The organism is Calothrix sp. NIES-3974 (assembly GCF_002368395.1).
Taxonomy (GTDB): Bacteria; Cyanobacteriota; Cyanobacteriia; order Cyanobacteriales; family Nostocaceae; genus NIES-3974.
Genome location: NZ_AP018254.1, coordinates 1667828 through 1689726, shown reverse-complemented (window position 1 = coordinate 1689726; position 21899 = coordinate 1667828). Strand labels below are relative to the sequence as shown.

The 21899-nt window shown below is 39.7% G+C and carries 12 protein-coding genes and 1 pseudogene; 5 read left to right on the top strand and 8 right to left on the bottom strand.

Annotated elements, in window-relative coordinates; genetic code table 11:
• Nucleotides 1–88: 88 nt before the first annotated feature.
• Entirely contained in the window at nt 89–1561 is a 1473-nt protein-coding gene (gene ffh / locus CDC37_RS06580) for a signal recognition particle protein (RefSeq protein WP_096621040.1), read from the bottom strand.
• 677 nt (nt 1562–2238) lie between these two features.
• Here ffh and CDC37_RS06575 point away from each other — a divergent pair.
• Both CDC37_RS06575 and CDC37_RS06570 read left to right on the top strand, forming a co-directional pair.
• Nucleotides 2239–2667, top strand: a complete 429-nt coding sequence (locus CDC37_RS06575) for a hypothetical protein (protein ID WP_096621039.1) — start codon at nt 2239–2241, stop codon at nt 2665–2667.
• A 220-nt stretch (nt 2668–2887) separates the two neighbouring features.
• On the top strand, nt 2888–4168 hold the full coding sequence (locus CDC37_RS06570; protein ID WP_096621038.1) for an ankyrin repeat domain-containing protein: 1281 nt from the start codon (nt 2888–2890) through the stop codon (nt 4166–4168).
• A gap of 110 nt (nt 4169–4278) precedes the next feature.
• Here CDC37_RS06570 and CDC37_RS06565 read toward each other — a convergent pair whose 3' ends face one another.
• The 6 genes from CDC37_RS06565 to CDC37_RS06540 form a co-directional block, all read right to left on the bottom strand.
• A complete protein-coding gene (locus CDC37_RS06565; protein WP_096621037.1) occupies nt 4279–7137 on the bottom strand; it encodes a DUF5682 family protein in 2859 nt (952 codons plus the stop codon).
• A gap of 361 nt (nt 7138–7498) precedes the next feature.
• Nucleotides 7499–8674, bottom strand: a complete 1176-nt coding sequence (locus CDC37_RS06560; RefSeq protein WP_096621036.1) for an ATP-binding protein — start codon at nt 8672–8674, stop codon at nt 7499–7501.
• Nucleotides 8675–8844: 170 nt separating this feature from the next.
• Complete coding sequence (locus tag CDC37_RS06555; RefSeq protein ID WP_096621035.1) at nt 8845–10338, bottom strand: VWA domain-containing protein; 1494 nt, start codon at nt 10336–10338, stop codon at nt 8845–8847.
• An 85-nt stretch (nt 10339–10423) separates the two neighbouring features.
• Nucleotides 10424–11818 carry a hypothetical protein gene (locus CDC37_RS06550; protein ID WP_096621034.1) on the bottom strand — a complete coding sequence of 465 codons (1395 nt, stop codon included), beginning with the start codon at nt 11816–11818 and terminating at the stop codon, nt 10424–10426.
• 118 nt (nt 11819–11936) lie between these two features.
• Nucleotides 11937–12425 carry a hypothetical protein gene (locus tag CDC37_RS06545; protein WP_197707047.1) on the bottom strand — a complete coding sequence of 163 codons (489 nt, stop codon included), beginning with the start codon at nt 12423–12425 and terminating at the stop codon, nt 11937–11939.
• Between the two features lie 816 nt (nt 12426–13241).
• Nucleotides 13242–13433: a hypothetical protein gene (locus CDC37_RS06540; protein WP_096621033.1), complete on the bottom strand. Its 192-nt coding sequence runs from the start codon at nt 13431–13433 to the stop codon at nt 13242–13244.
• 887 nt (nt 13434–14320) lie between these two features.
• On the opposite strand from CDC37_RS06540, the gene CDC37_RS06535 reads away from it, so the two are divergent.
• The 3 genes and pseudogenes from CDC37_RS06535 (at nt 14321) to CDC37_RS06525 (ending at nt 20415) form a co-directional block, all read left to right on the top strand.
• Nucleotides 14321–16117 carry a pentapeptide repeat-containing protein gene (locus CDC37_RS06535; RefSeq protein WP_157780668.1) on the top strand — a complete coding sequence of 599 codons (1797 nt, stop codon included), beginning with the start codon at nt 14321–14323 and terminating at the stop codon, nt 16115–16117.
• A 100-nt stretch (nt 16118–16217) separates the two neighbouring features.
• Nucleotides 16218–18575, top strand: coding sequence for an nSTAND1 domain-containing NTPase (locus tag CDC37_RS06530; protein ID WP_096621031.1), 2358 nt, complete (start codon nt 16218–16220; stop codon nt 18573–18575).
• 271 nt (nt 18576–18846) lie between these two features.
• Nucleotides 18847–20415 (top strand): annotated as a pseudogene (locus tag CDC37_RS06525) (AAA family ATPase).
• 102 nt (nt 20416–20517) lie between these two features.
• On the opposite strand, the gene CDC37_RS06520 reads toward CDC37_RS06525, so the two are convergent.
• Nucleotides 20518–21897: an ABC transporter ATP-binding protein gene (locus CDC37_RS06520; protein ID WP_231943237.1), complete on the bottom strand. Its 1380-nt coding sequence runs from the start codon at nt 21895–21897 to the stop codon at nt 20518–20520.
• Between the last annotated feature and the right edge of the window lie 2 nt (nt 21898–21899).

The following is a 21899-nucleotide window of genomic DNA, read 5'->3' as shown; positions in this document are numbered from 1 at the left end:
TGTTCCTAATTAAACGGCACTTGATACCCAGCAAATTTCCTCGTCTCAGCCAGAATCGAAGCACCATTTTCATCCTGAGATGCAAGAATTAAAGTTGACCAAAACCCTTTTTCTTCTTATCTTTTTTCGGTTTGGATTTTTTGCCACCAGGATTCCCACCTCCAGGATATCCTCGCCAACCCGGAGCGGTCTGACGGTTTCCACCACCAAACATTCCTCCACCACCACCGAACATTCCTCCACCTCCCGGCATACCCGGAAAGTTCCCTTGTCCCATTTGTTGCATTAAACTACGCATTCGTTGAAAGTCGCTCACGAGTTTACTCACATCGGGTTCCTTGTAACCTGAGCCTTTAGCGACACGACGACGACGACTGGGGGAACTAGCAAGTAAATCGGGATCCCGTCGTTCCTGGGGGGTCATGGAATTAATCATGGCTTCGCAGCGTTTGAGTTGGGTTTCCCCCTGACGCAGTTGATCGTCGGAGAGTTTACCCATACCAGGGATGAGTTTCATTATCCCACCCAGGGAACCCATATTTTTCAGTAAGCGTAACTGTTTGAGGAAGTCGGTAAAATCAAACTTGGCAGACAGGATTTTTTCCTGCATTTTTTCCGCGTCTGCTAAATCGATCTCTTCCTGGGCTTTTTCTACTAGGGTGAGTACGTCACCCATCCCCAAAATCCGCGAAGCCATCCGCTCTGGGTAGAATGGTTGCAGTGCTTCAACTTTTTCCCCTACCCCGATAAACTTAATCGGTTGTCCGGAAATTCGCCGTACAGACAAGGCTGCACCACCTCGGCTATCACCGTCCATTTTCGTCAGGATTGCTCCGGTAATCCCAATTTGTTCGTGGAAAGTGCGGGTTAAATTGGCTGCTTCTTGACCGGTCATGGCATCGACAACCAGCAGGGTTTCATCGGGTTGTACGGTTTCTTTGATGCGAGCCAATTCCGCCATCATGCTGTCATCGATTTGCAAGCGTCCGGCGGTATCAATAATAACCGTATCTATCCCTTCAGCCCTAGCCCGTTCTACCCCTTGACGGGCGATTTCCACTGGGTTAGCATCACTGCCTAACTCAAATACGGGTACGTCAATTTGTTTACCTAGGGTAATTAGCTGGTCAATGGCAGCAGGACGATACACGTCAGTGGCAACCATCATACAGGAGCGTTCCAGTTTGCGCAGGTGTAGAGCCAATTTTGCGGTGGCGGTGGTTTTACCCGTACCTTGCAATCCCGCCATCAGGACGACTGTGGGTGCAGTTGCGGAGTGAGCGAGGGGAACATTTTCTTCCCCCATGACTTTGACAAGTTCATCGTGAACTATTTTAATAAATTGTTGGGCGGGGCGAACACCACTAATTACCTCTGCCCCCATTGCCTTGGTTTCAACTTCGGTAATAAAATCCTTAACTACCTGAAGGTTTACATCTGCTTCTAGCAAGGCGCGGCGCACTTCTCGCAGGGCATCTTGAATATTTGATTGGGAGATTTTATCTTGTCCCCGCAGTTTTTTCCAGGCAGATTCTAAACGGTCAGCTAATGCATCAAACATAGTTGTGTTCTACAGGTAGTTCGTCCGCGAAACTAAGGATAGTTTACTTTGATTTTCCCATTAACTCTACATTTTCAGGGAGAGGACTGCTCCTAATTATATCCTACATTCCTGACCCTAGACCAAACAAGGCAAAATTAATAATGGTGAAGGAGTAAACGTCTGTTTACTCCCTGGGGGGAGACGTTCTATCTATAGAAGTCGAGAAACCCACCTAACCGGCTCCTAGTAGTTTTATTATGGGGAACTTTGATATTTTGGTCAACATACCTGTAGATTTAAAAATCTGCAAAAAACCGTGATCGAAAACATCGTTTTTTCGGTTATCGATAAGCAGAGCTTAACGCCAAAGGCGTATCGCCTAACTTTTATTTTCATTATTCATATTTGCAGTGAATCCTCAGTAAGAAGACTAATTTGATACCTTACTTGCTGCCAACTTTTCAGTATAATTCTGAATTGATAACATGAATGTTATCTTAAATCGTCACATAGTGTATGGGGAATCATTTTTATAAACCGTGGCACTTTTTGTAGTTCAATACTTTCTCTGGGAAAAAACCTGTAGTTTTCCGAAATTCGTAGTATCGGGTTAGTAATTAAAGTTACGAATAAAAATCAAGCTTGAATTCGTGCTGAGAGATGATATTTTACTTACTCATTCTAGGAATTTACAGATGAAACGTTTTTTTATTGGCGGCGTATCGGCATTATTAATGGTGACTGGAGGTATATTAGTTCCAACAATTCCAGCCTCTGCCCAGCTTGCAAATGTGAAGCACCATCTCAATTCTTTACCAACAACTCGCGTCGCCTTTGTCCGGGGAACAAATAGTAAAAATATTACTGGCGCAGACAATCGCATTTACATTTTGAGAGCGAGAAAGGGACAAAATTTAACTCTAAAAATCAATAGTTTGGGTGCCCGTGCTAGTGTGACATTGTATGGAAATAATGGTAAAGCCATTAGTCCGGTATTTTCTGGTTTAGGTGGTGGTGAAGGTAAATCATTAACCGTGAAATTACCGGTGACGGGTGATTACTATATAGTTGGTGGCGGTGGTCCATCATTTCATTTATACGATTTTACCGTCACAATTAAATAGGGTCGGCGGTAGTAGAGACTTAGCATTGCTACGTCTCTACGTAGACGCCCATAGCGCGGCTTCTCGAAGAGATAATTTTGGTTTTAATACAAAATGTAAATAATTGTAATTCATGGTCAAATTCAGCAACACCTGTTTTGCTATATTTCTGTCGGCTGACCCCTTCCCTATAGTTAACTTTACCCTTACGCTTATTGATGATGGGTGATTGTGTACGGGAATGACTGGTAATACAACTGATGAGTTGCTGCTGTTAGCGGCACAAAGTGGTAACTTGGGGAAGGTGAAGGCGCTGTTAGCTGTTGGTGCTGCACCGGATGGGGCACAACAGAATGGGACGACAGGATTGATGTATGCTGCTAATTATGGGTATACGGAAATTGTTCGTACTTTGATTGCGGCGGGTGCAAATGTAAATTTCCGTCGTCAGCAATATGGTATCACACCCCTAATGGTGGCTGCGGCTGCGCAAAAACTGGATGTGGTTAAGTTATTAATTCAAAATCATGCAGATGTGAATGCTACTAATGAAGATGGGAGTACAGCTTTAATGGTGGCATCCCAGAAAGGGAATCGGGAGATTGTGGAGGTTTTGCTGCAAGCTGGAGCGGATGTGAATATTTGCGATCGCGATCGCGATACCAGTTTAAGATTAGCGATCGCCGGTGGTCATCGTTCGATTGTTGAATTATTAGTTGGTGCAGGTGCGGATGTCAATACTCCTGATGCAACAGGGGAAACCCCTTTGATGATGGCTGTGGATGCAGGGGATGGGGAAATGGTTCAATTATTGCTCAATGGTGGAGCAAATGTGAATCAACACAATTTGAGTCAAGAAACTGCACTGATGGCTGCTGCGGCTTTAGGACATAGTGCGATCGCGGCTCTATTATTAAATTATGGGGCAGATGTCAATGCCCAAAATCTGGATGGGGATACGGCGCTACATATTGCGACTGTGGAAGGACATTTAGATTTTGTGACGGTGTTGCTCAATCGCGATGCCAATGTAAATCTACGTAATAAGTTGGGTGATACCCCCTTACTCCTCGCAACTTTGCAGGGTCATAAACAAATTGTGGAAGCTTTACTCAAAAGAGATGCACAGGTCAATGGGAGTAATTTGGGGGAGACGGCATTAAGTTTGGCAGTTTGTCAACAGCATGAGGAAATAGTCCAGTTATTATTGGATTATCACGCTGACGCAAATTTTTGTAACTCCCAGGGTAAGAGTTTATTGCTACTGGCTGCGGAACAAAACCATACTACCATTGTTAAATATTTAGCAGCATCCGGCGCTAACGTCAATTTCCAAGACCAGGTTGGTGCAACTGCTCTCATGTGGTCTGCTTCCCACGGTAATGCACCATTGGCACAAATTTTATTAGATGCTGGAGCCGATTTGGATTTACGTAATCAAGGTGGATATACGGCTTTAATGTTAGCTGAGTTTAATCAGTATACTGATGTTGTGGAGGTGTTGACTAGAGGTCGAGAGTAGAAGACACAGGGGTAGTCTAATAAAGCCCTATGAGCGCAACTACGTACCTTTCTTTACTTATCAAAATTAATGCGATCGACCTGTAGGCTACTCCCTATTTCCCTGAATTTTTAAGAATTTGTCAGCAATCCTAGTAATGATTCCATTGTGTCTGGATGGGTTTTTAAAAGGTTTTGAATTTGCATTTCTGTTGCGCTGATAGAGTAATTCCGGGAGAAATTATTTTCCCCTGTTGATTTAGTTTCCAATTCCTGCCATTGGATATTTTCTATGTTTAATAGTTGCGTGATACTCCACAGGAGTCGCTGCGCGATCGCATTGGTTCCTGCTTTATACTTAAATATTAATTGCCGTGCCTTTATCTCTCCTTCTGTAAAGCTTGTTAATGATGTTTGTGATGGGGTTTTAACTTCTGGAATGTTCTCTTTTTCCCATACCGGAACCCAATTGGCAAATCCTTGTAATTGCTGGGGATAGGTATTTGCTGCTTCTTTAATCAGGTTTTGCAGAATTTCCCGGTGGGGACGCAAGCGTAAAATTAAATTGGGTAGCCACGGTAACAGGGTATGGTCGGGGACGGAACCGAATAATTGAGCAAGTAACTCGACGACAAAACGGTTGATTCGGGGTGCGAAACCCAGGGACAGGAGAAAACCGTTCAGATAATCGGGAAGGGTACGGATTAACATTTCATTCCTCAAAACATGGTGGAAAAATTCCCGCATTTGGGGAATTGTTCGCAATCCCAATAACCATTCCGTTGTCCAGAGTAAACCTAGTTTGGCTGGGTCTGGTTGTTCACTTGCTGCTTGTTTAACACTTATTAATAATTGAGCGCGATCGCATCCCAGGGATAATGCTAAACTTTCTAGAGTAAAGATAAAATTGAGCATCCCGGCTATTTGTTCCGGTTTTGTTCCCCTGTCACTAAAGGCTTTGGGTAGAAGGGTAGTGTAGTGGCGATAACCGATAGTAACAAAGTTTTCAATCCAGGTCGGTAATCCCGTGGGGGTGGTGCGGTAATAATGGACTAAGCGTCGGATAATGGTAAATATTTCTGGTGCATCTGTAGCTCCGGTTTCCCGCACTAATAGGGATATGGCGTGTTCCCCTAATTTACTGGTGAGACGGGGACTGTGCAAGTATAAAATACTATCTTCTGCTGTTTGTAAGGCGGTTTTCGCTGTCCCTTGGGAATCGAAGGCGGTTTTTTGTAGGCGTTGTTCTATTACCTGTTCCAGGGTGACACCTTCATAACCCAACATGATTAATTGACGCTGGTATTTGCCGATGCGAATCTCCCAGGATTCCTGAATCGGTTTAAATCCGAGACGACGTTCCCCCATAATCGGTTGCACAATATGGGAACCTAATAAATAATACAGTCGCCATAACACATCAGAACAGGGCAATAATTGGGGTTCCCGTTTAAAATCCATTAAAGCACGTTGATTGGTCTGCCCTTGCAAATTCACATTCAAAGGTGCAAGCCGATCATACACATTTTGCGCCAAGGGAGGGAGAGATGCATAACCCACTAATCCGACGCGATCGCCACCGAGTAAAATTTGACAAAGCTGGAAAATATTGCGTTTTTTCGGAGTACGGTCTTTTTCTAAGCAGGTAATTGCTGCATCCTGAAAGTCATAGGGAGTAGGATGTAAACGGTTACGCATCCCCGCAAGTAGGAGGGATGTTTGGTAAATCGCAATCGAATCGGCGGTACTGGCTAAGTAACCATTTTTACGCGCTAATCCGACAATATCGGCACACCATTGTAGTAATTGTTCGGTATCTGCTGCAACTTGTTCCGGGGGACGGGTGAGGAAGGATGTAAGAATGGTTGCAGTGGCAGGGTTTTGGGGTGTATGGTTAGTATTTTTTGGCTTTTGAGTTTTCTTTTGTTCACCCAAACTAAAGGGCTTGAGATTGGCTGCTTTTAAATTCTTTTTCCAACTTGCTTCTGCCATTGCTACCGTACCCGGTGGATGGGAAAACTGGTATTCAATTGCGGCAAAACTGGAGGGAATTAACCCGTACATCCACGTAGTTTGACTCAAATTGGGAATTTCCCAAACCGTACTATTACCAACACCAAACTCCGGGACATCACTAGCAGCATGGGCTGCACCACAGATATAAATAGCTTCCTCTGGTTGAATTCCCCTTCCTTGCAGATGCTGCTTAATTCTCGTCCACATGTACCTTTCCCGCAAGCGGTCAGTTGCAATTTCCTGCTGACGAGTACCTAAGCGACGCAACAAACTACCGATCAAAAACATCACCTGACGGTAGGTGTGGTAATCAGTATTAATTATAGCCTGCTCCACATACTGCTCCCACCATTCAGCAAAATGACGGGTTTGAGAATTTTTGAGCAGAAACTGCAAAAACACATCAAAACTCGGCGTTAAACCCCCAATTTCCAATCCAATCGCCGTTCCATGCATTTTCGCTTCATCTGTAACCTCCTCCTCTAACCGTTCCTGGGGACGTTCCTCCCACTGAAACACATAATCCACAGCTCGATCAACAAACACCAACTCCGTCCCTGGATGCTCCAGCGCAAATGCGATCGCTTGGTATTCTGCGGAAGCTTCTGTGATGGGTGCAACTACACTTAATGGCATATCCTGGGGTGAAAAAGTTACAGATTCAGTAGCAAAAGCTTGTAAAGCCACGGGAAACTTACAATCCCGCAAATTTTCCACGATTGGCAGTAAATCCTCACACATTTCCAGATAAATCACCCGTGGAGGATGATGCTGCAACCGTCGCACCATTTGTAAAGCAGAAGCAGGTGAATGGTGACACACCGGGAAAATTTCTAAGGGTTCACTGGTAGCTTTGTCCACATCAGCAACCAAAGCAGCAAGTAACTCACCCAAGGGTTGGGCATTAGTAGCAAATTTTTCAGCAGCACCCAGTAATTGTGCTTGGAGAGGGTGGAAGGATTCGGGTAGGTTCATGGTGGGAATTAGGAGTTGGTGAGAAGTTGGGTTTTATACCAATTTGAGAAAAGAATGCGACGGATGAATTTTGTAGAGACGTAGCGATGCTACGTCTCATATTCTGGGTATATTGCAAACATTTTTGGAATCGGTATTAGTTCGATTTCCATAATTCGGTTTTCTTCAAATGACATAGGAATGTTGAAAAATAATTAGTTTTTGTCAGGAAATCAATGCTCAAATTTACTTCCTGTATGAAGTTTGCAGATTGCATTTGATTTTTAGTTTTCCAGAATGATAAATCAGGATTATTTTTAAAAACCTCTTTCATTCATTAATTGGTGTACACAGTTGATCACAACTACTCCCCAATCCAAAATCACTTCAGTCCCATAGCTTCCTTACCTCCTTGGAGAAACTCATTCCATTCCGATGTTTTCGCTTCCTGAGTGCGTTTTTCGACCACACTATGCCAAAACTGGTTAATTACCGAAATATCCTCCGGTAAACGACGTACCAAAGTTCCCACCAGCGATCGCGCGAGGGTTCCTGCTTCTAAACTTGTTGATCCAAAGTAACGACTGTGTAAAATCGCATCTTCTAAAACACCAATCTGTTCAGCTGTAGATAAAGCCGATTCCAGCTTTTGCTCATCAGAAGTCGCAGCATTACTGGTTTCCCGTAAATCTGCAAAGGTTTGTAATAATACATCCAACAATGTCGGAGGAACCTCCACTTCAAAACCATGACGGTTCATTAACTCCTTCGTCCGGAACAGAATAATCTCCTTCTCCTGCTTCCTATTCGTTACCACCGGCATATGTACAAAATTAAACCGTCGCTTCAGTGCTGACGACAATTCATTCACACCGCGATCGCGACTGTTAGCTGTGGCAATTATATTAAATCCTGGTTGGGCAAACACCACATTATCATCTTTTAATTCTGGTATGGAAATATACTTTTCGCTGAGTATAGAAATTAACGCATCCTGGACATCAGAAGTACACCGGGTCAACTCTTCAAATCGACCCATAGCTCCGTTTTGCATTGCCGCCATCATGGGGGAAGGAATCAGGGAATCCCGCGATTGACCAGCAGCAATTACCATCGCCACATTCCAAGAATACTTAATTTGGTCTTCCGTAGTTCCCGCAGTTCCTTGGACAACATAGGTAGAATTACCACAAATAGCTGCTGCTAAAAGTTCCGCTAACCAACTTTTACCAGTACCAGGGTCTCCAATCAATAGCAACCCCCGATCGGAAGCAAGAGTGACGATTGCTCGTTCAGCGATCGCGCGATCGCCATACCATTTTTGTTCAATTACTCGTTCTAGTTTCTGGGAAGGTGTACTTCCTAACACAAAAGTTCGTACCATTTGCGGTGACAATTTCCAATTAAAGGGTTTTGTCCCGTCATCAATGGATGCTAAATAATCCAACTCTTCCCGATATTTTAATTCCGCAGGTTGACGTAGGATTACATCTTGTTGAGCAGCTTGATTGTTATTTTCTGGGATTGCTTTCACAGTATTATTTTTAGTTCTAGGCATTTAATTGAACTCCTTTTTTTCGAGAATACAGGATAGAGGATAATCTAGTGAGAATTAGGTTAGATTTTCAGCATATTTTTTGATATTTTTCTGCAATCATTTTATGTAATCATATATATACATTATTTTCGACACATCCAGAATGTGAGACGTAATATATTACGTCTCTACTAAACAATCACCTTCTTCAACTCCTGAATCAACTTTTTCGGACTTCCCGTTAAAATTGGTGTACCCAACTCCTTTAATTTATCCCGAAACCATTGATTCACACTAAAATAACCACTACTCATCACCGCACCCACCGGAATAAAATGTACACCCGACTCCTTCAAGGATTTAATATAATCAAATAAAACCTGGTCGCTACCTCCTTCATAGAAATCAGAAATCAAAACCAAAGCTGTATTTTGTGGAGATAAAATTTTCTGTGCAGCTTCTTGTAATGCACTATAAATATAAGTCCCACCACCCAAGTTAGTCCGTAACAACACCTCAAATGGATCATTCACCCAAGGGGTTAAATCAATAACTTGAGTATCAAAAGCAATTAAATGCACATCCACATTGGGAAGACCAGCAAAAATTGAAGCCAAAATCGTACATTGCACCATCGCATCCACCATAGAACCCGATTGATCCACAACCACAATCATTCGTGTTGGTATCTTCTTTTTAGAAGCATGACGATAGTAAAGTCGGTCTACATATAACCTTTGTTCATCCGGATTCCAATTCGTTAAATTTTTCCAAATTGTGCGTTTTAAATCCAAATTCCGAAACACCCGTTTTGGAGGGACAGAATAATCCAATTTACCCGTTACCGTTTGTGCAACCTGTAACCGTAATACCTCTGCAAGTTGGTCAATATACTCCTTAATTAATCGTTTTGCATTTTTCAAAGCAGTTCCTGACAAATTACCCTTATCTCGTAAAAGCTGTTCAACTATAGCCATTGAAGGAGTAATTTGACTAGCGAGATGGTTATCCTGAAGAACCTCCCGTAAAGCCATTTTTTGAATTAATTCCCCTTCCAAAGCTGTTAAAGTTTCCCGCAGTTGTTCTTCAGTAATATTGAAACCAGAACCTTTTCCTAAACTAGCACTACTTCCCCCAGTTCCATTTTGAGCTTGACCAGTTTTTCCACTTTTTTGAAAATGACCGGAATCACCAGAGTTACCAGCTAATTTTGAATTACCTTGTCCCGAAGCGATAGAAGGTGCTTGTCCTCTTAAATTACAACCAAGCGCTCTTTCCAAATATCCCACATCTTTCAGCCATTGGGAATATTGTTGTGCTGTTACTTGATTGGTTTGGGTATTTGGTCCAAATGCATTTAAAAGCATTTTAGAAAAAACTAACCCCCGTCGCAAACTATACTTTTCTGTTGCTGCTAATTCTTGATTTTGTGAGTTTTCCTCTAATCCTTCTATCACCTCTTCCGGAATAATCCTCTGTTGAAAATCTGGAACTAATTCCGGATGGCGACGCAATAAATCATCAATACTAATATCGGGGTCAAGAATTAACTGTGGTAAACCTAATTCATCCACAATTTCAGCAGACATCCGATGAAAATTTTCACCCTGTTCATCCAAACTAAACATTGCCGTTAATAATCGCCAATAAATCACTTGACGACGTTGAATAATTGCTGATTCCATCTTGGGATTTTAGATTTTAGATTTTGATATATTAGTCATAGAATAAAGCTTGTAGTAGCGCTTTAGCACCAAATATATAACACCCCTATTTACTTTTCCTTAACAACCGACTAGCACGTTCCTGTAAAATTTCCACCGTATTTGTTTTCGGTTTACCCTGAATAAACTTAGCTACATTCTGTCCAGTATAAATCACCTTTTTGTTTACATTCACAGCCAAAGGTTGGACACTCCAGCAACAATTATCAAATCGCATCAATCCAAATATTTCACTGGATGCAAGCAAATTGTCAGCCGTAATATCCGAAAAACTCCCCATGCGATCGCAATCTATTTTCAAACTCCCGCTATCCTCCCAATCCAGGATAATTTCCCCCTCTTGTTGATTAATTTGATAATTACTTAAATATACAGGTTCACCAATATGAATTGGATGACGACTATCTGGTGTCAGATAAAAACTACTAATTTTTGCTTCCTCCGTAGCAGATTGAACTTGAAAATATTCTTTTGCAACTTCCATCAATTTATACTTATCCCCCAATACCCCTTCCCCTTTCCAAATTAAATCCCCCGTCGGTGACAGGGGGATATTTTCCAACTTTAATATTTGTTGATTACCAAAAGCTTCTAAAATAGGTTTTGCTTGGGGAAATAGCAACCAAATATCTTGATGGGAAATAGCATCCACCTTATAAGCGGATTGATTAATTTTTGCCACCTGAGTTATACAATCACCCATTAATAAACCATAAATTGTCCAACTAACGAAATTTGCATGACTTTTGATATCCATCCCCAAACCCATAAAATCTCCAGAAATTATTTTTGGAGTTGGATGTACAACCTTTCGTAAACCACCCATCATCCCCTGTGACCATAAATCCACCCAACGAAATAGAGGAATAGTATTACTATCTGTCACGGGAACTTGATACATTAATTCATTCATATATCCAGTTAATAAAGCTGCTTGACGAATTAATAGTGGTTCCGATTGAATTTGTTCTAATGTAGAAATAAATGGTACTAGAGTAGATTTATCCAAACGATTAAAGCCGACTAAAGCTACTTCCATCAAGCATTGACGTATACTTTCTTGGTAAATGGGAATATGCGCAGGTGTTGAAACAGAATCAACTTCAAGTTGTATTTCTGAATTTTGTAAACGTCCCAAAACACCACAAATTTGATTTTGTAATCCATCATAAATCGCACCCTGTAAAGCAACCCTTGCTGCTGCTAAAGCTGTAAAATACTTTTCCTGAAACTCATTTGTAGTAATCCCTTGACAAGCATCATTTATCGGCTTTTCCAAAGGTGTTCCTATAAAAATTTTCTGCCAAGAATTCAAGGATTCTTGCTGCTTTGTTTCTAAATTCGCAAACCCCGTTAAAAAACATTGGTCAAATTCAGCAATTAAATCCAGTGTTGACTGAATTTCGTCGGGAAGATGGTTAAGAGTACCGGGAAAAGCCATAGGATAAGAATGTAGGGGACAGAATACAGGAGATGGGAGTGATATTTTTTGTTGATTCTAAGTTAGGAATTTTTGTTTTTGTTTTACTAATTGTAATTATTGGGGATTTTTATAACTTTTAAACAAACCAATTCATTTCTGGAATCGGTAAGCTAGAAGATTCCAACTCTAAATAACGTAAATAATTCAAAAAACGACTAAATACCTCATTCGCAGGTTCTTTCTGCACATGACCTGACTCAATTAAAACTTTTCTAATATCAGCTGCTTGTTCTGCATGATTACTAACTTTTAAATACTTAGCAACAGCTTCCACTCCATAACTATTAATTGCCTCTTCTAATAAGGCTTGAATATGATTACAAGGATAATAGGAGTTTAAACCACCACAAGGACGATTATTGTTGGTGCTACAATAATAATTAAATGTACCAGCTTCAATGAAAGATACATACACCCTTTCTATATCGGAACCACTGGAAATAACCCCTTGTAATCGGCCACTGAATAGTTCAACAAAGGGAATTTTTTTGACATTCTTACGAGTGACAGTAAAGGTATTGAATTGATGATAAAATGATGTTTTCTTAACAGCAGATAAATTCATGTTATTTACAAATTATGATGATTGGAATTAGGGATATTCATTTCCGTAGAACGATAATCTAAATACTGCTATTCAAGAATAACTAGTTTTTGTAATAATTTAAGACTACTACTTGACCCTACAACTCTAATTTTGAACAAACATAATTTTGATTTTTTAAGAGTTAAAACGATGACACAATGGCAATAGCTGTAGAGGAAAATCTATACACCTATCTAGACTCACTACTCATGGGTCTACATGAACAATTCTGAATCTTATAAATACAAGAACATCAAGAATTACGCAATCACAACGCAGTTAAGTCATTGCGTAGATGCGTAGCGGATCGACTGTAGGGTCGTAAGGAATCAATCTCAAAGTCTTGTTTTGTCGTGAATAAGTGACTAAGTCCTAAACATATACAAGTAAAATCAGACTTCATTAGACGTGCGCTCACAAAAAATAGGTAGGATATCTATAAATTACATTATAAATATCACTCACCATTGCATTATTACCTACAAGCCATTCACATTACATCGATATGTTTACGTAATTCTCTGGTATCTAATCTAAAATTCAGTAAATATATTCGTGGATTCACTGTCTTTCAAGATATTTTTTGATAAACAACTTTGCAAAACTTCAAACTCAAATCATGTTTACGTCTGGTGAATATATGCACACCTTTCCTGCTTCCTTACAGCAATCGGAGACGCAATATATTGCATCTCTACAAATACAAATTTATCTGTCGTCATTCTTTTTTTCAACTTCTGTGAATATTGATTTGGAGGATATGCTCTGGGTGTAAAATATAGAGGATGTACCTACCTAATCAATTCGACCCAACAGATTCCGTCCAGCGTTCTCTGCTGCTACCTGGGTACAGTAAACCTTATTGTCGCCAAATACTTCTCCACCCGTAGTAATAATTTGAAATTCCCAATCGTCACTTTGTTGGCAAAATACGGCTAAAGTGTAGTCACGGATACATGTAATTAGATGAATGCGACTTAATGGCATAGCTTTATATAAAGTAATTTTATAGTTTTTCCCTGAGACCTATATATAGATATAGAAAAAAGCAACGATAAACTATAGCTTTTTTATACATATTTATTTTTAAACGTCGAATGGATCTGGAAATCAGGATATTTTTTGTATAAAATTATGCTTTTTGTGGATAAGAAATAGCTTGAGAAAAAGTTCACATTCAGAATTGAGAGAATTTAGTTGGAATTTTTATAGAATAATAACCATCATGCGATCGCCTACCCTTCCTACCATTCGCGTACCACATTTTAGTCTAGAGGAAGTGGAAGCGACAGATATATGTCAATCCTCTCGATGGAATTTTGACCATATGTAAAATACATGAAAATTACATCAACTTTGTTTAAAAGCATACTTTGTAATTTTGTGCTGCACGAGTATACTACACATCGAGATGAGATATGTGCATTCATTTAGAAATCACCAGCAGTAATCAGTGATTCTTGTTGAGAAGGATTGCGATCGCGTTTTTTGTGTATCTATACAGAATATATTTTGTAATACATTTGACAATATCGACAGTGTTGTAGATATGTGTTATTGACATGTCAAGATAAGTCCTGTATGTAGGCCAATATGGGGTTAGCTCTCTCTGGCGGTAACGTGTTATTGACATGTCAAGATAAGTCCTGTATGTAGTAATCCTAAATGATTAGTGAACGCAGGAGCACCTGAAATCAATTCCTGGAAAGGGGTAGCATGTACAACTGACTTAGGATTGCTAGATGTCACAAAGATTTTTAGAATTGCTATCACCCAGATTTCTTACGAGTAGGTTATAAGTCTTGAGTGAAGGATTGATTTTCCTTCTACTCCCTGTAGGTTTTAGGAATTTGTGAGAAATACAGGTATCAGTATTGGGTTGGATAGTTTTGACGGTAGACAGAATAATTAATGATTTCCCAAGAGGTATAAAATTGGAAAAAAACAGCAAGAAAAAGTATCAAAGAAAAGACTTGTCTTCTAAGAAGAGAACTAAAAAAATTACAACATTCTTCAAAAAACTATCAAAAATAGTTTTGATTATTTCCCTCATTTTCTTAACAATTTTTTCGATTAGAGTGTTGAGTGATAAGCTTTTCTATAAATGCCAAAAAAATATGACATCATGGGAGTGTGAGAATTTACTACCGTATATAAGTAATAATATTTTTGATAAGATCGAACAGTTAAGCATTTTAACTGGTTTAATTATTTTTATTTTTAATCTTCCTGAGCAGCAAAAACGTAATCATTACGAAGCTTGGCAATTAATCAATTCAGCTGAAGGTCAGGGAGGAAGTGGTGGGAGAGTACAAGCACTTCAAGATTTAAACGAAGATGGAGTTAGTTTAGCTGGTTTAACAGCAACTAAAGGGGATTTATCAGAAATTAAATTACCAAATGCGGATTTATCCAGAGCTAATTTTAGTGGTACTAATTTGTCTAAATCCATCTTCAAATATGCCGATTTAAATCAAGCAAAACTAATTAAAGCACAACTTAAAGATGCCGATTTAAGTCAAGCAAATCTCTGCTATGCAGACCTGAGTTATGCAGACCTGAGTTATGCTAAATTAGTGGGTGCAAACTTAACAAATACTAAATTAGTAGGTACAAACCTAACCGAAGCGGATCTGAGTTATGCAGACCTGACTTTCGCAGACCTAAGTCAAGCAATCCTCAACCAGACAAATCTAGAAAATGCAGAACTTAGTTCTATTAACTTTCAAGAAACCTATCCTAGTAATACAAATTTTATTGGTACTAATCTCAGTGGTGTAAATCTGAGTCACCTAACTCTTAACGGTGTAGACTTTTCTGGAGCTATTTTTTTTGGTACAAATTTATATCAAACAAAGCTTTGTGGTGCGAACCTGAGTAGTGCAACTTTTCATAATATTAGTTTCCAAGATGTCGATTTAAGTGGTGCTAATTTTTTTGCTGCTGACTTAAGGGATGCCATACTGAGCAATTTGATTTTAGATATGATTAATTTTACTCAAGCTAAACTCAATAATGCACAGTTAGAAAATAGTAGCTTAGTCGATGTAGAACTGGTTGAAGCTGATTTAAGTGGTGCTAATTTATCTCATGCTAACTTGAAAGGAGCTAATCTTAGTCATGCAAAATTAAGTAGGGCTAATCTTAGTCATGCTAACTTAAAATCAGCAAATCTCAGGGGTGTAAAGTTTTTGAATGCTAACCTCATAGAAGTTAATTTTAGTGGTGCAAATTTTAAAGATGCAATCATCGACGCTCAGACACAAATTAGCGAAAAATGGCGTTTAGTTTGGCGAATTGTTAATTCACAAACAAAAAATCAAGACTTTCGTAATCAAGATTTTTCCTACGCAAATTTGAGGAAAGTTAATTTAATTGGTGCAGACCTCAGTAATAGTAATTTTACCCATGCTGATTTATCTGGAGCTAATCTGGAAAATGCAAATCTCGAAAATACAAAGTTAGACAATGTTAGCTTGAGTGAGACTAATTTGCAAAAAGTTAATTTTAAAGGTGCAGATTTTAGTGGAGCTTATATTCGAGGTGCAAACCTAGAGGGGGCTAAATTTATTGGAGCTATAAACCTGGTTCCCAAGCAAATTACTAGAAATAATAATTGGGAAAAAGCTATATATGATAAATCTTTTGCTGAGTTGCTAGGTTTATCTTGATTGTCATTCAATTACTATAAAAGTTGACTATCTAATCTCCAATTGCGATATCTATTGACTTCAACTTATCTCAAGTTATCTACCGTTTTAATTAAGTAAAATGACTTCAAATATTCCTTCTCAAGTATCATCTCGTAAAGCTTTAGTAGTAGGTATAAATAAGTATGAAAAGGGCAAAATATTTCCAGCATTGAAAGCACCTGACTACAATGCAAAACACATGAAGAGTATTTTAAAACAAAAATGTAGCTTTCTGGTCTCAGATTTTAGTAAACCGGATCGGAAACAGCTAAAGGACGAAATTATTAAACTTTTTCTTCCGAACGGTAATCCTCCCAAGATGGCTTTATTCTACTTCTCTGGATACATTTTAGTCAAAAATTCAGGTTTAACAGAAGTTTTTTTAACAACTAGTGATTCTAATCCAGCACAGGATGATTTAGGAATATCCTTACACTGGTTGAGAGAGGTTTTAAAATGCAGCAAAATCGAGCAACAAGTAGTGATTCTTGATTGTTGCCATTCTGAAGGTAATAACAAACTATTAAATCTAGATAATTTTATTTTAGATAACTATTTAAATATGAGTAGATTTTTAATTTTTTCCTTCCAGAAATCAAAACAAGAATTTCAACAAGATGGTGGTCGATGTAGTAGTTTAACCAAGTCTATGTTAATTGCATTAGATAATCAATATAAATATGGTAATGATAATGCAGAATTAGTAAAATATCTCAAAAGCAACGAAATGTTTTTAAGAAAACTAGGTGATTTTAAACGAATATATTTTGGAAAGATAGATAATTTAGCCATATCCAATAATAAAGCAGAAAGTAAATCAGGAGAACCTGACAACACCGTCAGTTCTCATCAATGCCCATATAAAGGACTATCTTATTTTGATAGTAACCCAGAAGACACTAGTAACTTTTATGGACGCGATCGCACAATAAATCAATTACTAGAAAAAATTAATAAAAATAATTTTCTCGCAGTTATTGGTACAGCTGGAGTTGGTAAATCTAGTGTCATCCGTGCTGGTCTAGTTTATCGATTGAAAGAGGGTTTACAGATATCTGGAAGTGATAACTGGTACATTCCTCCAGTGATTCAACCAGGAGAAAAACCCCTCAATAGTTTAGCCCAGGCATTTGTTGATACTAGCCTATCTGCTGAGGAACAAAAATTACAGTTTAGAGAGTTTATTAAATTATTAGACGAGAAGAAGGAAAATAACGGAGAGAAAATTACCGATGCTTTAGAAGCAATGATTGACCAAGTAATTAAAAATTATAATAAAGAACGGGTTATTTTAGTTATCGATCAATTTGAAGAAGTTTTCTCTCTGCGTAAACATCAAGCACCAGGTGAACGTTTAGGGGATAACTCGGAACAATATCTGTTTATCCGTTGTTTATTAGAAAAATTAGAAGCATGGAGTTCTAAATTTTCCTTGGTTTTAGCTATCCGTGCAGATTTTATCGGTAAATGCACTGAGAGACGATACTTTGGATTAGCGGCAAATATCCAGCAAAATCTCGTCGCGATTACACCGATGGATCCAGATACATTGCGAGAAGTAATTGTTAAACCAACCGAAAAATTAGGTGTCAGGGTAGAGGAAAAACTTATAGACAGGTTAATCAATGACATGAAATCTGTCTCTGGGAACTTAGCTTTATTACAATATATGTTAACCAAGCTTTGGTACCATCAAGACCATCAAACACTAACACTGATTAATTATAATAATCTAGGAAGCCTTAAAGGCATTTTAAATCAACATGGAAATAAAGTCTATCAGGAATTAAAAAATCAGGATCAGGGTGCTATTGCCAAAACTATCTTAATTAATTTAGTTGCACTAGGAGACGGAACAACAGGTTATACCAGAAAAAAATTGTTACTGGAAAACTTAATCGAAATATGTAGACGGAAAAATCAGTTAGATAATCAGCAAAATATTAGTTTGGAACAAATTAAAAGTACTATTGAAGATTTGCAAAAGAGCGATTTAATTATCCTAGAAGAAGATATCCAAGAAAATGGAGAGAAAAAACAAGTCGTCACCTTAGCCCATGAAGTATTAACCCAGCATTGGAAAAAGTTACGGGAATGGGTTCAAGAGTATCGCTATATAGATATCCGTAAAAATCAAATTATTAGTTACGCCCAGGAATGGGATCAAGAAGATATTGCTCAAAAAGCAAGCCGATTACCTAGTTCTCAACAACTTGAAGAATCCAAAGTATTTATGATGCAGTATGGGGAACTCCTTACATCCTCAGACTCAGAGTTAATTACCAGATATATTGAAGCTGGTCAGGAAAAAATTAATTACCGTAATTATATTGGGAATATAATAGTAATTACCTTTTTTCCCTTTATGATTGTATTATTACTAATAATATCCCTATTAATCTATAAGTTTTATAAACATTGTTATTGCATCCTATAAATTGGTGCGTGGGTAGTTGAGAAACTGGATGAAAAGTCAATTTTAATACTTAACAAGCTCATTTTTCGGGAGTGGGAAGAGACGCGACATGTAGCGTCTGTACGGGAATCGGGAGCAGTCGATAACTGCAAATATACTGTTTGCACTTATTTCCTGTCTCTCAGAAGTGATTAATAAAGTATTTCTTGACACTTTTCAAACATCCTTCTGAAGCCAAAATTCCAACCCCAAAATCGTCTAAACTCAAAGTGTCCGCTATCTCCCTTTTCCCATGTCTCGCTGGTTCAATATTGCAGGTCCATGTCAACCTGATATCCACTACACCCTATCTCCAACAACGCGACTACCAGATTTGGAGGAGCTAATCCAACAGCGTAGTTACTTTGTCATTCATGCACCACGACAAAGGGGGAAAACCACCGCAATATTAGCCCTAGCAAAGCAACTGACCGCAACAGGACGTTATGCAGCAGTGGTGATATCTGCGGAGGTGGGAAGCGCATTTAATCATGACCCAGGTGCAGCAGAATTGGCAATTTTAGGAGCTTGGTACGATACAATTTCCATCCGATTACCCCAACAATTACAACCACCACCCCTCAAGCAAGAGCAAAAACAAGAACCAGGACGTAGAATTAGGTCTTTTTTACAAACTTGGTCACAGACTTCCCCTCGTCCTTTGGTACTATTTATCGATGAAATAGATTCATTGCAAGACCAAACCCTAATTTCCGTTTTACGACAGTTACGGGATGGTTTTCCCAATCGTCCCCAAAATTTCCCTTCATCGGTGGGATTAATCGGTTTGCGGGATGTGCGAGATTATAAAGTAGATAAAGTAGCATCCGGTGGTAGTGATAGATTAAATACCTCCAGTCCCTTTAATATTAAAGTTGTTTCCATTACCCTGAGAAATTTTCATGCCGAGGAAGTAGCAGAATTATACCAACAACATACTCAATAAACAGGACAAATTTTTACCACAGAAGCCACAGCAACAGCCTTTGATTTAACTCAAGGACAACCTTGGTTGGTAAATGCTCTGGCTAAGGAAGTGGTGGAAAAAATGGTTCGGGATAGGAGTATTGCCATTACCAAGGAGCATATTCTACAAGCGAAAGAAATCTTAATTGCCCGTCAAGATACCCACTTGGATAGTTTAGCAGAACGCTTACGGGAACCGAGGATAAAAGCAATTATCGAGCCAATGTTAGCAGGTTTGGAATTGGGGGATATACCCAACGATGACATTCAATTTGTGATTGATTTGGGTTTGTGTAAAATGCATCCCCACGGTGGATTAACCATCGCCAATCCAATTTATCGAGAAGTGTTACCCAGGGTATTAACGGTGACACCAATGGCTTCTTTACCAGTAATTACCCCAACTTGGTTAACTCCAGAAGGGGAATTAGATAAAACTGCTTTACTGGAAGCGTTTCTCAAATTTTGGCGACAGCATGGGGAACCGTTATTAGGTAGCACAGGCTATCATGAAATTGCTCCCCACATCGTATTGATGGCTTTCCTGCATCGTGTGGTCAATGATGGTGGAACCCTGGAGCGGGAATATGCCATTGGTAGTGATCGAATGGATTTATGTCTGCGTTACAAAGGTGTAACATTAGGTATTGAGTTAAAAGTATGGCGGGAGAAAAAGCGTGACCCCCAAGCAGAAGGAATTGAGCAGTTGGAATCCTATTTAGCAAGGTTGGGGTTGAATGAGGGATGGTTATTTGTGTTTGACCGACGCAAAAATGCTTTACCGATGGAGGAGCGGTTATCTACCCAGGTTGTGGTCACGGAAAATCAACGTACTATTACGGTGATTAGAGCGTAGATTTGGTTCTATTTTTGACAGTTAGTATTTACTGGTTTATCAAAACAAAATGATGGAAACATTTCCTCCTCAGTCTCTATAAAGCAATAAAGTAAAACGGTATTAGCCGTCTTGATTACTACCCAAGGGTACAGGATGCTCTAACCCAGGGTTAGTTTCCGATAGATAAAGTCGTCCTTCACCAGCATCATACTCGAATAGCTCCGCATAACGCCCCCAATCAACCGTTGTGGCGAATTGGCGTTCGGCTTCCTCGTGGGGGAAATGTTCATCCCATAGATCGAGAAAGAAATCCGCTCGCATGGAACCACTGCGCTTTTCTTGCAGGGTTTGGACTATGCTGCTTAAAACAGGAACATGGGTTAGAACCTGCTGTCGAAAGATATCTTTACTACGTAGAATGGTGGTGGTGGCAAAGTCTTGTCCAATTTCAGTCAGTCGCACATCCCCTTGAGAAACTTCGGCAAATCCTAGTAGTACGGCAGCATCCAAAATCGGTAACAGGTCGTCTACCGCCAACTGCAACCGATCGGCTAGTCGAGGAATATCATCTGTCCCGGATGGACGATCAACAATCAGCTCCAATAAACCACTGATACCACCCACTCGTACATGGGGTAAAGCGATCGCATAGGGAGATGCGATTTCTGAGGGTGGCACAGTCTTATCAGACACTTTCCCTGTCACTTCGATTTCCGGGTTGGTCATGACGGTGTAGATATAATCAACTAGGGAAGCAAAGCGGGGATGGGTGCGATCGTGAGGACGGGGTAGGTCAATCATCACCTCTCCGCGAATACGCCCCGGATTTGACCCTAAAATCACCACCCGATCAGCTAAAAATACTGCCTCTTCAATATTGTGGGTGACAATCAAAATGCTTTTAGATGGGAAGGTTTTCGCATTCCACAGGTCATCAATTTCACCCCGTAGGTTTTCCGAGGTGAGAACATCCAGGGCACTAAAGGGTTCATCCATAAACAGCACCTGGGGTTCTAGTACAAATGCCCGTGCGAAGCCGACTCGCTGCTTCATACCACCTGATAACTCTTTCGGATAGGCACTTTCAAAACCATCTAAACCCACTAGGTCAATGGCTTTCAGTGCCCGTTGGCGGCGTTCCTCTCGCTTAACTCCCCGTGCTTCTAAACCTAATTCTACATTTTCCAGAACCGTTAACCAAGGCAATAGGGCGAAACTTTGAAACACCATCGCCACATCGTTGTTTGCACCGCGCAGTGGCTTACCACTACTGAAAACCTGACCTTCGCTGGGTGGAATCAAACCCGCCATAATTCGCAATAGGGTACTCTTACCACTACCACTACGTCCAAGTAAGGCCACAACCTCACCGGATTTGACGATTAAACTCACACCACTGAGAACCGTAAACTCTCCTTTCCCATCAGGTAGGGGGAAACTTTTAGAAACCTGCTCGACGGCAATTAAATTTAAATTCGTCGAAGTTGCTTCTGTCATCATAA